This window comes from Rhodopirellula islandica (assembly GCF_001027925.1).
In the GTDB taxonomy this organism is placed as follows: Bacteria; Planctomycetota; Planctomycetia; order Pirellulales; family Pirellulaceae; genus Rhodopirellula; species Rhodopirellula islandica.
Genome location: NZ_LECT01000028.1, coordinates 272,073 through 287,837, shown reverse-complemented (window position 1 = coordinate 287,837; position 15,765 = coordinate 272,073). Strand labels below are relative to the sequence as shown.

The following is a 15,765-nucleotide window of genomic DNA, read 5'->3' as shown; positions in this document are numbered from 1 at the left end:
TCGATGAAAGCGGATGCCGAACGAACCGGCCGCCACCACCACCGAGGCCAGGTCCAAGCCGCAGCCTGCTTCGGTTGAGCAGGCCCGAAGCGATCGCCGGCCTTCACCGTGGTGAATGAGACGACGGAACAGTTGGGGACAACGGTTCCGTCTCTGCTGCGCACACTCGACCGCAATCGCGAAGTCGACGCCTCTGAGCAGACGATCAGCTCGCACAATGGCAACAAGACAGCGGGAGTTGTCCCCAATCTGCCGCCGTAAATGCCAAACATTCGGCGCGATCAAACAAGTAAGGTGGCTGGCACCATATTCAAGGGGGCAAACAGATTGCCTTGCATGGAGTATCATTCGTCGCCCATGAATACACCGATCTCACCCCCGTCGACATCAACCGACCGTTCCGTATCCCCTGGCAAAGGAGGGTGGCGGGTACTTGGTTCACTGCCAATGTTCGTGTGCCTGCGGGTGGTGGTCGTGGTCCAGTGCGTTGGGGTGGGCGGACGCTATCTGTTTTCATCACTTGAAACGGAAAGCGACGTCTATGGCTGGCTGTATTTCGATTGCCATTGGCCCGAAGCACTCGCTCAGTCGATTGACAACGTTGGCGCTCTGATGACGCTGGTCGCCGGTGGCGTCTTTGGCTTGGCCGGCTGGCTGATGTGGAAAATGCCGAGTGACTCGCGGTGGTTCAACGTTGTTCGCAGGTTCGATCAGGCCGCTGCCGGATGGGTTGCTCTTTGGATGCTGTTGATCGCCGCGGCGCACATGATGCGTGCGGCGGTGTTCGCGGAATTGTCCTTTCCCGAACATGCGGTCCGCTACGTCGCGCCCATGACACTGGCCATCTGTGGCGGAGTCGGTGCCGCATCGTGTTCCTCCTCCAAACGGACTCGATTCGCGGTGTTGATGTTGACCGTCGCGGCCGCATTCACCTTCGCTGCGCATGGCTACAAAGCGTACGCATGCTACGCCCCGTTCACCGATCTGATTCTGCTATCAGATATGCAATGGACCGACATCGGTTTCACTCAGACGACGGTCGAAAATATGTTGGTCGTGATTGGCGTGGTCGACATCCTTGTTGCGGTGGCTTTGCTGGTCTTGCGTTCACGTGTCGCGGCGTTCTACATGGTCGTGTGGGGCTTGGTGACGGCGGCGAGTCGCATGACCGCTCTCGGCATCGAGGCTTGGCCGGAAACGTTGATTCGGATCGCCAACGGTGGCGTGCCGCTCGCAATCTTCATCCACTGGACGTTGAACCGGAGGTAAGCAGGAGTCTTTCGGCATTTGAACTGTTTTGGCAAGCGTTGTTGCTCCCACGTGCAGTCGGGGCTGACGCCCAAGCGGCTCACAGGGTTACGCTCGTTCATTCCTGCCGACCTGCTTCGCGTTTGCTTCTAAACCCACGGGGCCTTTCGTCGCGAGTGGCGGCAGATGCAAATTCGTCCACTGGGTGGGGTGAGATTGGTGTTCGATGGACGTCGCAACCGAAACCTTTTCATGCCTCAGCGGTTGAATCAGCATGAACATTCGAAAACTACTTGCGCTGCTGCTCTCGCCACTGTTCCTGGTCTCGTCTGCCTTGGGCGAGGAAGTTGAAAAACCAATCGGCACCTATGCCAGCGTGATCACTCGTGGCGCTGTTCAAAACAAAAACATGAAGGGCGGGCTCGTCCGGGTCACCTGGAGTGAGATTGAACCCAGACCCGGGCAGTTCAATTTCACTCGCATTGAGGAACAGATTCGTCTGCTCCAACCCAACATGAACTGGACGCTCGCCATCCACGGTGGTTGGACTTCGACTGAATCTCGCGAACGCACCCCATCGCGAGCGAACATCGCTCGAGGACGGAGACGACCTCTTTCGCTGTCGCCGAGCTGGTTGGTCTCCGACCTCCATGTTGAGACCTTCTCGATGAGCTTCCGCGGAAATCCGGTCGAGATGCCCAAGTACTGGGACCCGATTGTTCAAGAACGCTTGAAAAAGATGTTGCAGGCTGTTGGCAACCAATACCGCACCGAGCGTTTGAAACTGATCTACGTCCCGCAGATGACCAGCAATGGGACTGAAGGTCATTTCAACGGTGTCCCTTCGGAAACATTGCTGCGTGCCGCCGGGATCAATCCACGTGATCGGGACGCGGAGAAAAAATTTGGCGATCTCTGGCTCCAAGCAGCCACCGAGGCGACGCAAAGTGTGCTCAGTGCCTTCCCCGGAAAAGCCGTCGCGTTCGAGGTGCATGAACTCTTTCGCAGCACCGAGATTCCGGAGCGTCTGATCAGCGAGTTCCAGGAGCCTGAGTATGAAGATCGCGTCGGCATCGGCATGTGGTGGATCTCGGGTAAAACGACCTACCAAGGCAACTTGATCTCTCTCCTGAAAAACTACCAAGGTGATCTTTATGGTCAGGTGATCGGTCGCTCCGACCAACCCAACCGATTTGAGAACAACGACTACACGACCGTGTTCCAACAGGCAGAAGAGCTCGGGATGCGGTACATCGAACCGTGGAACTACGAGTTCGAAAATCGTACCTTCGACAAGGCCTTGCAGGAATTCAATGCGTCCGCCCACTCGAAGTACGCCACTCCCTAAGGACACGTGATTGGGTGAGTCAGCCGAAGAGAGTTCGCTCACGACTCGCGAGAACGAGACGCTGAGACGTTCGGACCATCAAGGTTTTGCCGAATAGGGTTGGCTCAGGTACGAAGGAATCGTTGGGGAACAAGTTCGTCCTCACGAAATGGGGCAAGTCGCCCGGTGGGTCGCCGGAGGGCTCATGGCCTTTTGCACTCACCTGAATTCTAGAAATTGTCGCCCACGGTTCCTTCGATGGGTCATTTGGAGGTTGGTGGTTCCAGCGAGTAGAATGTAGACTCCTGAGCCCCTACCGCGTTTGCTGCAGCATTCGGCAGCAAACGCACCCCCACCCACCGATTGGCCTGACCCGCAGATGAAATCTAGGAAATGCACGCGCACGCTGATACTTGGCCTTGTTTGCAGTCTGATGCTGGGAAGTGGGGCAGTCCGCGCGGATGCTCCCCTGACCGGAACCCAACCAGCTCAGTGGCGTGTCATTTGGACCGCTGACCCGGCGACCCAAGCCACCGTTTCTTGGAGCACGAAAGAAGCGGGGAGCTCGCACTCCGTTCGGTTTCGCGTCCGAGGCAGCGAGGACAGTCCGGCCGAGCAATTGGCCGAATCGGGACGCTACACCGGCGGCGAATTCGAGTCGTATTACCATCACGTTCGTTTGACGGACTTGCTGCCTGCGACGGCGTACGAGGTGCAAATGGTCAGCGACGGGAATGAGTCGCCTGGGTTCTATTTTGTGACGGCCCCGGCAACGGACCGTGCATTCAGCATCTTGCATGGGGGGGATTCCCGATCCGATCAAGACGCCCGCCGGCGGATGAACAAAATGATCGCCGGGTTGGTCGTGGATTCCTATGACAACGATGACTTGGCCGATGACATTTTGGCGTTCGCCCACGGCGGAGATTACATCGTCACGGGAACCAAGATGGAACTTTGGTCGATGTGGTTGTCCGACCATGAATTGACGACCGCGCCTGACGGTCGCTTGCTGCCGATCATCCCGGCTCGTGGCAACCACGACAAAGGGAAACCGTTCAACGAAGTGTTTGGTTTTCCCGATGGCGATCTGAATTACTTTGGGTTCGACATCGGTCCTCAGGTTCGCTTCACGACACTGAATTCCGAGACCAGCACGGCGGGCGATCAGGCACATTGGTTGAAGGCGGAGCTGAAGGAATCGCGTCCCACTCATCGCTGGTTGGTCACTCAGTACCATCGCCCGGTTTTTCCCGCGGTCAAAACACCCGGTTCCGGCTTGAAGAGTTGGGTGCCGTTGTTTGAAAAGTACGACGTGGATTTGGTCTGCGAAGCGGATGGGCACAACATCAAACGCACGGTTCCGATCCGTGATGGAAAGCACGATGAAACCGGCGTCGTCTACATCGGCGAAGGAGGCTTGGGCGTGCCACAACGGACTCCCAAGACCGACCGTTGGTTCTTGGAGTCACCAGGGATGGCCGATCAAGGCAACCATGTGTTTGTCTTGAAATTCACCCGGGACGCGTTGCAGGGCACCTGCTTGCTAGAAGATGGAACGGTCCGCGACCAGTTTACACGCCCGGTCCGCGAGTAGGCGATTTGGTTTTTCAGCAACGGACTCCTCCCTGAGTTCGGTAGGTCAGTTCTCACCAGCAGATGATGACTGACCGATGAGTATCCCCTTTTTGATTCGAGTAGAATACGAACATGACAAAACCAAAGAATCTCGGCCGGCGTCGCTTCGTCATTCGTTCCCTTGCTGGGTCACTCGCGTTGCCAGGATTGCCGTCGTTGATGGCCGATACCGTCGATCGCAACTCACCGGTTCAGGCAACGCGTGGTGCGGGCACCGGGACACGTCGGTTCGTTGCCGTTGGGAACTTACTCGGCTTTCAGCAAAAGCATTTTTTTCCGGAAACACCTGGACGTGATTTCGAAGAGACGACGCTGTTGAAGCCGTTGGCAGAAAACCGCGACCACATCAATGTGTATCGAGGCTTGGATCATGGGATTCGCGGCGGGCACTTCGCAGTGCACACGTTTTTATCGGGCGTGCTGCACCACGAATCCAAGCATCGCCGCGATGGCAATGTGACGATTGACCAATTCCTCGCCGATGAAGTTGGCAAGCAAACTCGGTTTGCGTCGTTGACGGTGGGATCGGAAGGCGGCATTCATGGCGGGTGTCAAATGTCGTGGACCAAATCTGGCGTTCGCGTGCCACCGATCACTGGGCCAGCCGAGTTGTTTGACCGTCTGTTCATGACGGAGTCGAAGCAACGACGCTCGCAGATGGTCAATGAGAACGCTTTGCAAGCATCGATTCTCGACTCGATCACCGAAGAAGCTGGGGCGCTTTCGAAGCGAGTCAATCAAGAGGACCGATCGAAGCTCGATGAGTACTTCAGCTCGATTCGCGAAGTGGAAAAACAGCTGGAAGTCCGCCGACGTTGGGCTGATCAGCCGAAACCGGAAGCTCCATTTGAGAAACCAGCGGACACCAACACGGTGGACGATCTTCCCATGTTGTATGAGCTGATCTCGCTGGCCTTGCAAACCGACTCGACACGGATCGCGACCCTGGAAATCGGTGGGAGTTTCTTGCCGCAGAATCTGGGAATTGACAAGTCTTATCACAGCCTTTCGCATCATGGCAACGACGAGGAAACGGTCGCACATCTGATCACGCTGGAAACCTACCAACTGGAACAGTTCGGGAAGTTTCTGACTCGTCTGGCAGGAATCCAGGACGGTGAGCAGACGTTGCTCGACTCAACCGCCGTGCTCTTCGGCAGCGGCATGGGCAACGGCAGTTCTCACACAAACTCGGATTTGCCGATTGTTTTGGCGGGCGGTGGTTATGGTCGTGGTGAATTCAAGAAGGTTGGATCGGGCAACCGAAACAAAATTCCTTTGTGCAATCTGTATGTTGACATTGCTCAGAAGATGGGGGTCCAAACGGATTCGTTCGGCACCAGCACCGGGACCTTCTCTTAAACGTGATCATGATGCATTCGAGTCTTTCGATCCGGTCCATCGCGTTTCTCGCAACTTGGGTCGTGCTTTCCCTTTTGAACACGCCGGTCGCTTTCGCTGCTGAAACCGAGGCGGAGACGGACGCTGACAATCCCGCGATCGTCGCGAATTTCCTGGGGAAGTACTGCCTGGAGTGTCATGACAAAGCTTCGGCTGAGGGAGAACGCGAATTCGAGTCGTTCAGCCTTCCGATCTCGTCGGAGCAACAACTGATCACGACGGATGAGATCATCGATCAGGTGACGTTGAGATTGATGCCACCGGAGGAATCGGATCAGCCGACCGACGAAGAACGCTTGGACTTGCTTGAGGTGTTGCGAGACGGCATCACGGATGCCCGCGATCAATTCAAGGGGCATGCGGGACGAACCGTGATGCGTCGGCTTTCCAACCGTGAATACGAAGTCACTTTGGCGGCGTTGTTTGGTCGTCGCGTCGACACGTTGGGGCTGACCGCTGACTTCCCGAAAGAAAATACCAGCCACCATCTCGACACCATCGGCGAATCCCTGGTGACGTCGGGTTTTTTGCTGGACCAGTATTTCCAGGCGGCCTCGCGATTGGTGGAAACGCGTCTCGGCAAGCCGACGATGGAGCCAAAATCTTGGCACTTCACCGACAATTTTCAGCAGTACGAAGAGCTGACGGGCGCCCACCGAGCTGTCTTCAAGTTTCAATACTTGTGCCTGTACGAGCAACCCAACACGGACACCCGACAAGGTGGCTATGGGCACATCGAAGACTTCCTCGAAGGTGTCCCCGTGTCAGGGTTTTACGACATCGAAGTGAATGCCCAGGCGATGCACCGCGACACGCACTACGATCCGAAAATTTACCGCATCGATCTTTCGGAACCCTTTCAAATCGCGGTGGTTCCTGGTGATGCCACCAAGGGACACATTCATTACCCCCAAGCGATTGAGCCGATTTTAGCCAGTGCCGTCGTTCCGGATGAACAACCCGAGTGGTTGCCGTTTCGTGTCTGGCTGGAGGCCGGGCAGACACCTCGATTCATTTTCCCCAATGGACCCTATGAGTCACGGGCCTCTGTGATCGAAACCAACCGGCGTTACAAGGACGAATTTAAAAATCCAAAGGAAGGTGTCAGCCGCACCACACTGCTTCGCGAAGGCAAGTTGCCGCACATTCGTATTGGCGAGATCAAAGTCCGAGGACCGGTGGAAGAACTCCACGGCAGCGAAGAAGAACGGGCCGTTTTTGGGAGCGAGGGATTTCAAGAAGATCACGCACTGGAACAATTGTTTGCGTTCGGCCAACGAGCCTACCGTCGCACGCTCGAGCAGGCGGACCGTGATCGGATTGTGGCGATCTACGAGAAACGGTTGTCTGAAAATGCGACTCCGCGACAAGCCGCACTCGATACGTTGAAGATGATTCTGTGCTCGCCATCGTTTCTTTATCTCAGTGAGATCACACCGGAAGAGGAACCGCTGCTGCGTCCCTTCGATCTGGCATCGCGTCTTTCCTATGCAATGTGGGCCGCACCACCGGACGAAGAACTGTTTGAAGAGGCCCAATCGGGCCGGCTGACCGAACCCGCTGTGTTGAAGAAGCAAGTTCAACGAATGCTTCGATCGGAACGCTCCAACGAGTTCGTGAATGGTTTTCTCGACAGTTGGTTGAACTTGCGAGACATAGGGAATCTGCCGCCGCCACGAAAGTCTGTCCCAGACTACTACGCGGAGAATCTGCCGGAGTCGATGAAGCAAGAGACGCGTCTGTTCTTTCGGAACCTCCTGGATGAGAACGGGCCGGTGACGGATTTGTTGGACGCGGACTATTCCTTCGTGGACAAGAAGCTGGCCAAGCTCTACGGGCTGCCAGAGAAAGAGACGTTGCGGTTGGCCGATGGATTTCAACGTGTCAGCCTAGCGGAGAACCGCCAACGCGGCGGTGTGCTGGGGATGGCTGGAGTGTTGACCGTCAGTGCAAATGGCGTCGACACATCACCCGTGACTCGTGGCGTCTGGGTGCTCGAGAATATCCTCGGTACCGTGCCGCCACCGCCACCTGATGAGGTGCCCGCGATTGATGCCAACACGAGCGGAGCGACGACGATCCGAGATCGGCTGGAAAAACACCGTGAGGACAAAGCTTGTGCGGTGTGTCACCGCAACATTGATCCACTGGGATATGCCCTGGAAACCTTTGACCCAATTGGTCGCTGGCGGAGCAAGTATCCCAAGGCGAAGGGGAAGGGCATCGCGGCAAAGGTCGATGCGACAGGGAAGTTTCCTTCTGGTGAAGAATTCACCAATTTTTCAGACTTCAAGCAGAAGCTGCTGGAAAGCCGCCAGGATCAATTCACTCGCAGTTTGATCGAGAAGCTGCTTGCGTATTCGACGGGGCGTCACATGGAACGCGCGGATCAATACGAGATCGATGACATTTGGGAACGTGTCCAAGCGGACGGTGGTGGGCTGCAAACGATGGTGACCGAGGTTCTGACCAGCGATCTGTTTCGCTCCCGCTAAGGAGCCCTTTGATTCCTTGATCTGGTATAAAATTGGATGTGGCTGGTGGCGTTTGTCTTCCGTGCCAACGACGCGATTCCGTTGTCCAGGAATCAAGACTTCAATGTCCCTCCATGCCTGAAAGCCCTGTCCCAATGAAATCGCTGTTTGTGGCCAACTTGTTTGTCTTCGGCCTTGCCATGGTGCTCTGTTCACCGGGACGTGCGGAGGAAGTGGCCTCGGCCGACCTGCCCCGTTCCGAAACGCCCCTTCCGGAGGTGACAGCGATTGCGAAGGAGGCCTACATTTATGGCTACCCGTTGGTGGACAGCTATCGCATCCAGCACGCCTACTTCGTCGATCAAAACAGCCCCTCGTTCAAGGCGCCTTGGAATCAGCTGACCAACATTCCCAACGTTTACACGCCGGCCGACACCGCGATTCAGACGCCGAACTCGGACACCCCGTATTCCTGGGCGGGTTTGGACTTGAGGGCCGAGCCGATCGTGATCTCCGTGCCCAAAATTGAAAAGAATCGCTACTACAGCATTCAGTTCATCGACGCGTACACGTTCAACTTCGCCTACGCCGGCAGCCGCACCACCGGCAACGACGCCGGATCGATTCTTGTCGCAGGGCCAGGCTGGGAAGGGGAAGAGCCCGAAGGGATCGAGGAAGTGATCCGCTCGGAAACCGATTTCATTCTGGCGGCCTTTCGAACTCAGTTGTTCGATCCGGCCGACATCGACAACGTCAAAAAAATTCAGTCGCAGTACAAAGTACAGCCGCTGTCGAAGTTTCTTGGCAAGGCCGCTGCTCCCGCCGCGCCATTGGTTCCGTGGATCAAACCGTTGACGACGGAAGAGCAAAAGACATCGTTGGAGTTCTTCAATGTTCTGAACTTTGTGCTGGGTTATTGCCCGGTCGATCCTTCGGAAGTGGAGCTTCGTCAACGCTTTGCCAAGATCGGCATCGAGGGCGGAAAAACGTTCGACCCCGCCAAGCTGACACCTGAAATGACGGCTGCCTTCGAGCAGGGACGAGCCCAAGCGTGGAAGGCCTATGCTCAGGACGCTCGAAAGTTGCAGGAAGGGGTGATCACGTCAGGCGATGTTTTCGGCACCCGTCAATACTTGAATGGCAATTACCTGCGGCGTTGGTTGGCGACGATCGGCATCTATGGCAACTCGAAGCAGGAAGCGATGTACCCGGTCTATCAAGTGGATTCCAGCGGCGATCCGTTGACCGGCACCCACCGTTACACCCTGACGTTTCAACAAGGTCAGTATCCTCCTGTGAAGGCATTCTGGTCGTTGACCATGTACAAGCTGCCATCCAGTTTGCTGGTGGCCAACCCAATCCATCGCTACCTGATCAACTCGCCGATGTTGCCGCAGTTGAAAAAGAACGCCGACGGCGGTGTCACGATCTACGTTCAGAACGAATCGCCCGGCAAAGAGCGTGAATCGAACTGGTTGCCCGCTCCCGACGGACCTTTTTCGATGTACATGCGACTGTATTGGCCCAGCGAAGCGGCGTTGGATGGATCTTGGAAAGCACCCAAGTTGGACAAGGTGAAGTGACCGAGTCAACGTATCTGCTGACCGCAATCCCAAGCCAACCGACCTCTGACAGCCGCACACTGGACAAAAGCAAGATGAAGACCACTCACCAACGATTTGCCCTCTTCCTGATCGTGGGCTTTGTTACCGCACTGACGTTGCCTGCCTGCGATCAACCGGGTGACCCGATCACCGAGGCCGCAAGTGCCGATGGGCAAGCAGGGATCAACATGCCGAGCTTCGAAGAAACCAGAGCGATCGCCGAAGAGGGCTTCATCTACGGCCTGCCGCTGGTGATGAACTATGCGGTCATGAACGAGTTTTGTGTGGACAAGGAATCCGGGCAGTACAAAGCCCCCTTCAACCAGATACACAACGAAGCACGCGTGTTCACCTACAAGGACACCGCGGTGGTCACAGCGAACAGTGATACGCCCTACTCGAGTCTGTGGTTGGACCTGCGCGCCGAACCCATGGTGATCTCGGTGCCGGCGGTCGAGAAGGAACGTTACTATTCGGTTCAGTTGGTGGACGGCAACACTTTCGTCTATGGCTACATCGGCACTCGCGCAACGGGCGTCGAACCGGGCGACTACCTTGCGGTGGGACCCGATTGGAAAGGGGAGACACCGGCGGGGATCAAGAAGGTGTTTCGATCCAGCACTCCGTTTGGCTTGACCATTTTCCGCACCCAGCTGTTCAACCCCGATGACATGCCGAACGTGGTGAAGGTGCAATCGGGGTACAAAGCTCAGCCGCTTTCCGCCTTTCTCGGTCAACCCGCGCCACCGGCAGCGGCGAAGATCGACTTCGTCCCGGCCAATACGAAGGGGATCAAGGACAACTTTTACGAATATCTCGATGCCGCATTGCAGTTTGTGCCGGAGACGCCGGGCAACAAGTCCATCCGTGCAAAGCTTGCCTCCATCGGCATCGGACCTGGGAAAACCTTCGACTTCAAAGACCTTTCACTGGAACACAAAGCAGAAGTGCTGTTGGGCATGAAGGCTGGTTCTGAAAAGGTCGATTCTCTTGTAGCCGACGGGGGCAATGATCAGAACGGATGGCAAGTCGGTGGACTCGCGGGCGGAGACGAAGCGTTCTTTGGCGGCAATGCTCTGAAGCTCGCAGCGACGGCAAAGGCGGGGATCTACGCCAACGTGCCGGCCGAAGCCATGTACCCCGCGACCCGCAAAGATACCCATGGCGATGCGATCGAAACCAGCAAACACAACTACACGCTGACCTTCCCGGCCGGACAGCTCCCGCCAGTGAACTCGTTCTGGTCAGTCACGATGTACGATGGCAAAAGCCAGTTGCTGATCCAGAATCCGATCGATCGATACTTGATCAACGCGCCGATGCTTCCCGCCATGAAAAAGAATGCGGACGGATCGCTGACGCTGTACATTCAGAAGGACAGTCCGGGGGCTGAGAAGGAGAGCAATTGGCTCCCGGCGCCGAACGGCACAGCCTACTTGGTGATGCGTCTCTACTGGCCCAAAACCGAGGCCCCGTCCATTTTGCCGCCGGGCGAAGGCACTTGGTCCCCTCCGGGTATCGTGAAAGCCAACTGATGTTGGAATAGCGGGGTGTTCGCGGCCCCGTCCAGCTGTCTGCAAACGTTGGGCGGTGCGATCGTTCGCTGATTCACGAAGGTGTTTGCAGGACACGGGGGAGCCGGCGCGGTTGTGATCCAGTGACCGACCACGTGAGTCCCCGCTCCACGATTCGAAACACGCGACAATGGGAATGGCCGAGTCAGATCAATCGATCGAGTCTCGCAGCCATTGGTTAGTGGTTTCGAATCTGCCATCCGCTTCGGGTTTCGGGGCATTTGATTTTCCGCCGGGAATTGCGTTCAACAGCCCGCATCCGAGACCGGTTAGGATCAGCAACAGGCGGAAACCATTGATTCGATCATCTCTCAAGGAAAAATCAGATGCGTTTGCGAAAGTTCTTGGCCATCGGCTTGTTGACGGCACCGTTGAGCCTCGGGTTTGTCTTCCCGGCAATGTCGTACGGGCAAGACTCGACCGACGCTCCCGAAAAGAGTGCCGAAGACGTTGCGGAAGTGGAGCCTGAGGTCCTCTCGATTCCCGATCAAATCCTGCAGTTGGTGAAGGAGGGGAAGCCTGCCGAGGCGGCCAAGGTTCTGGAGACGGCGATGGAATCGGATGCTGTCGCGGAGAAGCTGAAACCATTGCATCAAACGATTGCGACGGGCTTTGTTCGGGCACGCCAATACGACAAGGCGATGGCGCAGTTTGGGGCTGCGGTTGAATTCGAACTGGAGCGGACGGAATCGCCTTCCGACGCAGTGCGGCTTTCCAGTTTGATTCGCCAGGTCAGTGTCTACGGTCTTCCTGCTGCTCAACCCGAGTTGGCTGCCCAGTGGTCCGACCAAGCCATTGAAAAGGTGCAGGCGTTGGAAGCGAAGCATCCCATCGAAATTCAAATGCCGCTCTCTCGTCTGATCCAAGTTCGTGCCTCCATGTTGGCGCGGGAGGATGAAGACGCCGCCAAGGACATGCTGGCCAAGCAAGTCGCGAAGTTAGAAGAGATCAACGCGACGGAGGATCGATCTGAGAAGACAACCGTTGAGTTGATCAATCTGCTGACCACTCAAAATCGTCTGTTCGACGAGGTGGATGGGCAAGAGCGTGTCGCATCCGCTTTTGAACAAGCATTGGGGGCTTATCCGGAGTCCTCCGTTTTGATGGGACAATACGCGAGCAACGAATACTCGGTGATCAGCGGGCTCGCTCGGGTCAGTCCTGACGAGGCGATCGAGCGAATGGAAGCTGCGGTTGCGAAGTTGACGCCCTACGAAGAGAACCGGGGCGTCGCGTCGATCCTTTCTCGAATCAAGTCGTTGGAAAGTCGCATCGAGTCGACCCGAAAGCAACTGGAGATGATCGGTCAGCCCGCTCCTGAGTTGGACATCGATGGGTGGGCCAACGCCGAAGGGATCAGCTTGGAGGACTTGGACGGCAAAGTGGTCTTGTACGACTTCTGGGCGATCTGGTGTGGCCCTTGCATCGCAACCTTTCCGCACTTGCGAGAATTTCGCGAGGAGTTCGGCGATCAAGGCTTTGAGGTCGTGGGGATCACCCGGTACTACGGCTACACATGGGACGAAGAAAGCGGAAAGGCAGTGAACGGATCCGAAGATCCGACGCCCGAAGAGGAACGCGAGGCAATCACGAAATTCCTGCAATCCAAGGACATGGAGCACCCAACCATCGTCGCTCCCAAGGTCACCGAGATGCAATCCAACTTCGGCGTGACCGGTATCCCGCATGCGGTGCTGGTTGATCGCGAAGGCAAGGTGCAGATGATCAAAGTTGGCAGTGGGCAAGCCAATGCGGACGCACTGCACGCCAAGATCAAAGAGTTGGTGGGCGAATAGGCCAGAGCGAATCGTCTTGGGCGAAAAGCATGACGAATTGTTGAGCGACTGGCCGCTGGGCAAGCGAGGGATTCCGATGGTTCACTTGCTTGCGAGCCGGCCGGTGTTGGTCCGCCGGGGCAACTGATTCAATCGAGCGATCAGCGAGGTGCCGGTTCGCTCGAATTGGACGCAGGGTGCTTGAGCGATGTTCGCTCCAGTCGATAACCCAGGACAGCGAAGAGGGTCCAAGCGATCATCGCTTGTCCGATCGAAGCAATGGTTTCGTCGTTGGCAATCGTGACGTGCTGCCTAAATCGAACGTCCAGCCATGAGACTGGAGCATTGAAGTTCGTTTGAACCATCGAGCGAAAATGCCACTCGGTGAAAAATCCATGCGCGAACCAGGTGACCCACGTCAGCAGAATCATGGTCACGCCAAGGACCCATCCCCAAAAGCGACTTTGGTGGCCTGGACGTTGGGTCAATTTGCCCACGCTTGCAATCGACAATGCGATGGGCACGGCCGAGGTCATGCGAACGAACTCCTGCGGTGAGGCGGACCATTGCAACCAACGCAGAATCGCAGCGAAGCCAGCAGCCATCGCGGTCAACGCCATCAGGCGTTGAATCGTGATGGACTTCGTTATCTTTTCGCGGGTGACGTCCTTGTCAACCGAAGTTGATTGCAAGGCGACATTTCGCCACCCGGCTATCAGCCACAGTGCCCCAATTGCGATCAGCCAGGCGATGGAATCACCGAGGAAGTCAAAGACACGACCTTCGTTCCAATCGTCGTCCAGTCGCCAAAGCAGCAGGTCCCAGGAATCAGGCCGAATGTGCCAAAACTTTTGGATCGAGTTGGTCGCAAATGGAAAGACGGCAATGATGAGCAGGATCGTGACCAATCTTGCGATTGTTCTGCTCGCGGTTGCCTGAGCCGGTGGACCATAGGCAAAGAAGATGGCTGTCACCACGTACAGCACCGCGGTGGCCCGCGACATCCACCACTGAAGCGACGATGCGGTTTCCGGGTGCATCATCCAGTGAACGCTCGACCAAGCCAGGGGCAGCGAATTCATCGCGAGGACGATCGCAGCCAAAGCGACCACTGCCCCGATCAACGGAATTCTTGTCGACCGGATTCTGGAACTCATCGTCGGGCAGGGGAAACTGGTGGCGACTGCTTCAAATCATCGAGCAGGTTCAATAGGGTTTCCCGGATTTGGGGTTCCGCATCGACCGCGAGGTAACTCGACTTGGCTCGCCAAGTTTCGTATCCGCCCAAGGCATGTTGATCGGGAGGGGGCAGGTACCCGTTGTAGCCATTGGCGAGTTCGATTGTGAACGTCGGCTTGAAGGGGCTGGACTGTTTGATTGCCAGTCCGGTTTCCACAAACGTTTCGCAGGGGCTGCTGACGATGGCGAGCTCGCCGATTCGAATCGCTTGCAGTTTCACTTTCACGGTCGGCAGGTACTCAGCGAGCTCCAGAGTTTCTCCCGCGTAGATCAAGCGGCGGTCACTCCAGGGGCCCGGACTGGACTCGGCGATCAACTGTTCTGCACGAGCGACCTCATCGGCAGTGGGGCGACGCACGCCGAGTTCGATCTCGGTTTCTCGCATCGCCAGCGGCACCCAGTCTTCGAATTGAATGCGCTGGTAGGCGACACGTGCGGAAGCCGCCACATCGTTGGCGACCAACCGGATCTGTTCGAAAGGTTGTTGGTGGTCGCGGCCTTCGAAGAAGTTGATGTTGTTGATGTTTCCACTGGTGCCGTTGGTCATCGTGGCAACGAAGGGTGGCTCGCTTTCCCCTGCATCGATCATGTTCGTGAATTGGCGAGCAAACTCACCAAAGTAATCAGCGGAAAGCGATTCGGGAGGAACACCGCCGACGTAGTGCAGCGAATAATTCGCCCACATCGCAATCGGTCGACCATCGAGGGCTTGGACGGCGAGCACAGGAACCTCCGGGTCGACTGGACCAGCCGGCTGCAACAGCGTGGGACTGTTCGCACTCGGGTTCACTCGCACTCGATCGGTTCCCAAATCAAATGGGTCATTGATTTCGACTCCTGGACGCAGGAACCAACGACGATTGAAGACTTGGTTGGGATTGTTTCCGATTGCCCAACCGATGCGTGCCGGTTCCAATTGCGCATGGGCTTGGACGATTCCTTCAGCGATTCGTTTGGTGAGAAACGGGAGGTAGTCTTGCTCGACCAAGCTTTGAAAGGTCGGCGCGACCGAGACCGCCGTGTGCGTGTGGGTTGCGGAGCAGAGGATGTGGTCGGTTGCGATGCCGGTGGCTTCGGCGGCCATCTGTTTGGCGGAGTCGTAGATCTCACGCGGGATCATGCAACTGTCACAGGTGACCAACGCGATGCTTGTCTCACCGTCGTTCAGCACCAGACAACGAGCGTGCAAAGGGTCGTGTGCTTGCTTGGCCGTTCGGTGCGTCATGCTGCCCGAGGAGCTGACGGGGAATGTTTCCGGCGTGATGTCGATCGCAACCGCACCGGCGCGAAACACTTTGTCCGTGTCGGCTGCCATCGCAACGCCAGTCACACAGATGGACAATGCAAACCATGCCAAGGTCATCGTCCCGAACTTCGCAAATGAGGGCTTGGTCGCGGATTTGCTTTCGCAACACGGTTGTATCGAGAGTGTCATCCGTTGCATCATCGTGCCTTTCAATCTTGAAGTCGCAATTTGCCAATGGC

Annotated in this window: 11 protein-coding genes; 8 read left to right on the top strand and 3 right to left on the bottom strand. The window is 56.6% G+C overall.

The annotated features are described in order from the left end of the window. On the bottom strand, positions 1 to 272 hold a 272-nt coding region (locus RISK_RS33075), incomplete at its 3' end, for a hypothetical protein (RefSeq protein WP_236696322.1). A 175-nt stretch (positions 273 to 447) separates the two neighbouring features. Here RISK_RS33075 and RISK_RS14765 point away from each other — a divergent pair. The 8 genes from RISK_RS14765 (at position 448) to RISK_RS14730 (ending at position 13,062) form a co-directional block, all read left to right on the top strand. Then, positions 448 to 1,269, top strand: coding sequence for a hypothetical protein (locus tag RISK_RS14765; RefSeq protein WP_236696321.1), 822 nt, complete (start codon positions 448 to 450; stop codon positions 1,267 to 1,269). Between the two features lie 253 nt (positions 1,270 to 1,522). Further along, positions 1,523 to 2,596 carry a hypothetical protein gene (locus RISK_RS28170; protein WP_053061185.1) on the top strand — a complete coding sequence of 358 codons (1,074 nt, stop codon included), beginning with the start codon at positions 1,523 to 1,525 and terminating at the stop codon, positions 2,594 to 2,596. Between the two features lie 412 nt (positions 2,597 to 3,008). Next, entirely contained in the window at positions 3,009 to 4,172 is a 1,164-nt protein-coding gene (locus tag RISK_RS14755; RefSeq protein ID WP_047815045.1) for a purple acid phosphatase family protein, read from the top strand. A gap of 113 nt (positions 4,173 to 4,285) precedes the next feature. Further along, complete coding sequence (locus tag RISK_RS14750) at positions 4,286 to 5,575, top strand: DUF1552 domain-containing protein (protein ID WP_047815044.1); 1,290 nt, start codon at positions 4,286 to 4,288, stop codon at positions 5,573 to 5,575. An 8-nt stretch (positions 5,576 to 5,583) separates the two neighbouring features. Then, a complete protein-coding gene (locus tag RISK_RS14745) occupies positions 5,584 to 8,109 on the top strand; it encodes a DUF1592 domain-containing protein (protein WP_047815091.1) in 2,526 nt (841 codons plus the stop codon). Positions 8,110 to 8,222: 113 nt separating this feature from the next. Then, a complete protein-coding gene (locus tag RISK_RS14740; protein ID WP_201778951.1) occupies positions 8,223 to 9,671 on the top strand; it encodes a DUF1254 domain-containing protein in 1,449 nt (482 codons plus the stop codon). Continuing rightward, positions 9,638 to 11,227: a DUF1254 domain-containing protein gene (locus tag RISK_RS14735; RefSeq protein ID WP_236696319.1), complete on the top strand. Its 1,590-nt coding sequence runs from the start codon at positions 9,638 to 9,640 to the stop codon at positions 11,225 to 11,227. Before RISK_RS14740 ends, RISK_RS14735 begins: the two co-directional genes overlap by 34 nt. Positions 11,228 to 11,592: 365 nt before the next feature. Next, complete coding sequence (locus RISK_RS14730) at positions 11,593 to 13,062, top strand: TlpA disulfide reductase family protein (RefSeq protein WP_047815042.1); 1,470 nt, start codon at positions 11,593 to 11,595, stop codon at positions 13,060 to 13,062. Positions 13,063 to 13,202: 140 nt separating this feature from the next. Here the strand turns inward: RISK_RS14730 and RISK_RS14725 are convergent, their stop codons facing one another. Together RISK_RS14725 and RISK_RS14720 are read right to left on the bottom strand one after the other, a co-directional pair. Continuing rightward, positions 13,203 to 14,123 (bottom strand): hypothetical protein, encoded by a 921-nt coding sequence (locus RISK_RS14725; protein ID WP_236696318.1) that lies wholly within the window; start codon positions 14,121 to 14,123, stop codon positions 13,203 to 13,205. Between the two features lie 71 nt (positions 14,124 to 14,194). Then, positions 14,195 to 15,643, bottom strand: coding sequence for a hypothetical protein (locus RISK_RS14720; protein ID WP_236696317.1), 1,449 nt, complete (start codon positions 15,641 to 15,643; stop codon positions 14,195 to 14,197). Positions 15,644 to 15,765 lie beyond the last annotated feature (122 nt).

Coding starts and splice junctions, on each gene's coding strand:
- RISK_RS14745 (WP_047815091.1), top strand. CDS start 5,584: ATGATGCATTCGAGTCTTTCGATCCGGTCCATCGCGTTTCTCGCAACT.
- RISK_RS28170 (WP_053061185.1), top strand. CDS start 1,523: ATGAACATTCGAAAACTACTTGCGCTGCTGCTCTCGCCACTGTTCCTG.
- RISK_RS14730 (WP_047815042.1), top strand. CDS start 11,593: ATGCGTTTGCGAAAGTTCTTGGCCATCGGCTTGTTGACGGCACCGTTG.
- RISK_RS14765 (WP_236696321.1), top strand. CDS start 448: ATGTTCGTGTGCCTGCGGGTGGTGGTCGTGGTCCAGTGCGTTGGGGTG.
- RISK_RS14725 (WP_236696318.1), bottom strand. CDS start 14,123: ATGAATTCGCTGCCCCTGGCTTGGTCGAGCGTTCACTGGATGATGCAC.
- RISK_RS14720 (WP_236696317.1), bottom strand. CDS start 15,643: ATGACCTTGGCATGGTTTGCATTGTCCATCTGTGTGACTGGCGTTGCG.
- RISK_RS14740 (WP_201778951.1), top strand. CDS start 8,223: ATGCCTGAAAGCCCTGTCCCAATGAAATCGCTGTTTGTGGCCAACTTG.
- RISK_RS14755 (WP_047815045.1), top strand. CDS start 3,009: ATGCTGGGAAGTGGGGCAGTCCGCGCGGATGCTCCCCTGACCGGAACC.
- RISK_RS14750 (WP_047815044.1), top strand. CDS start 4,286: ATGACAAAACCAAAGAATCTCGGCCGGCGTCGCTTCGTCATTCGTTCC.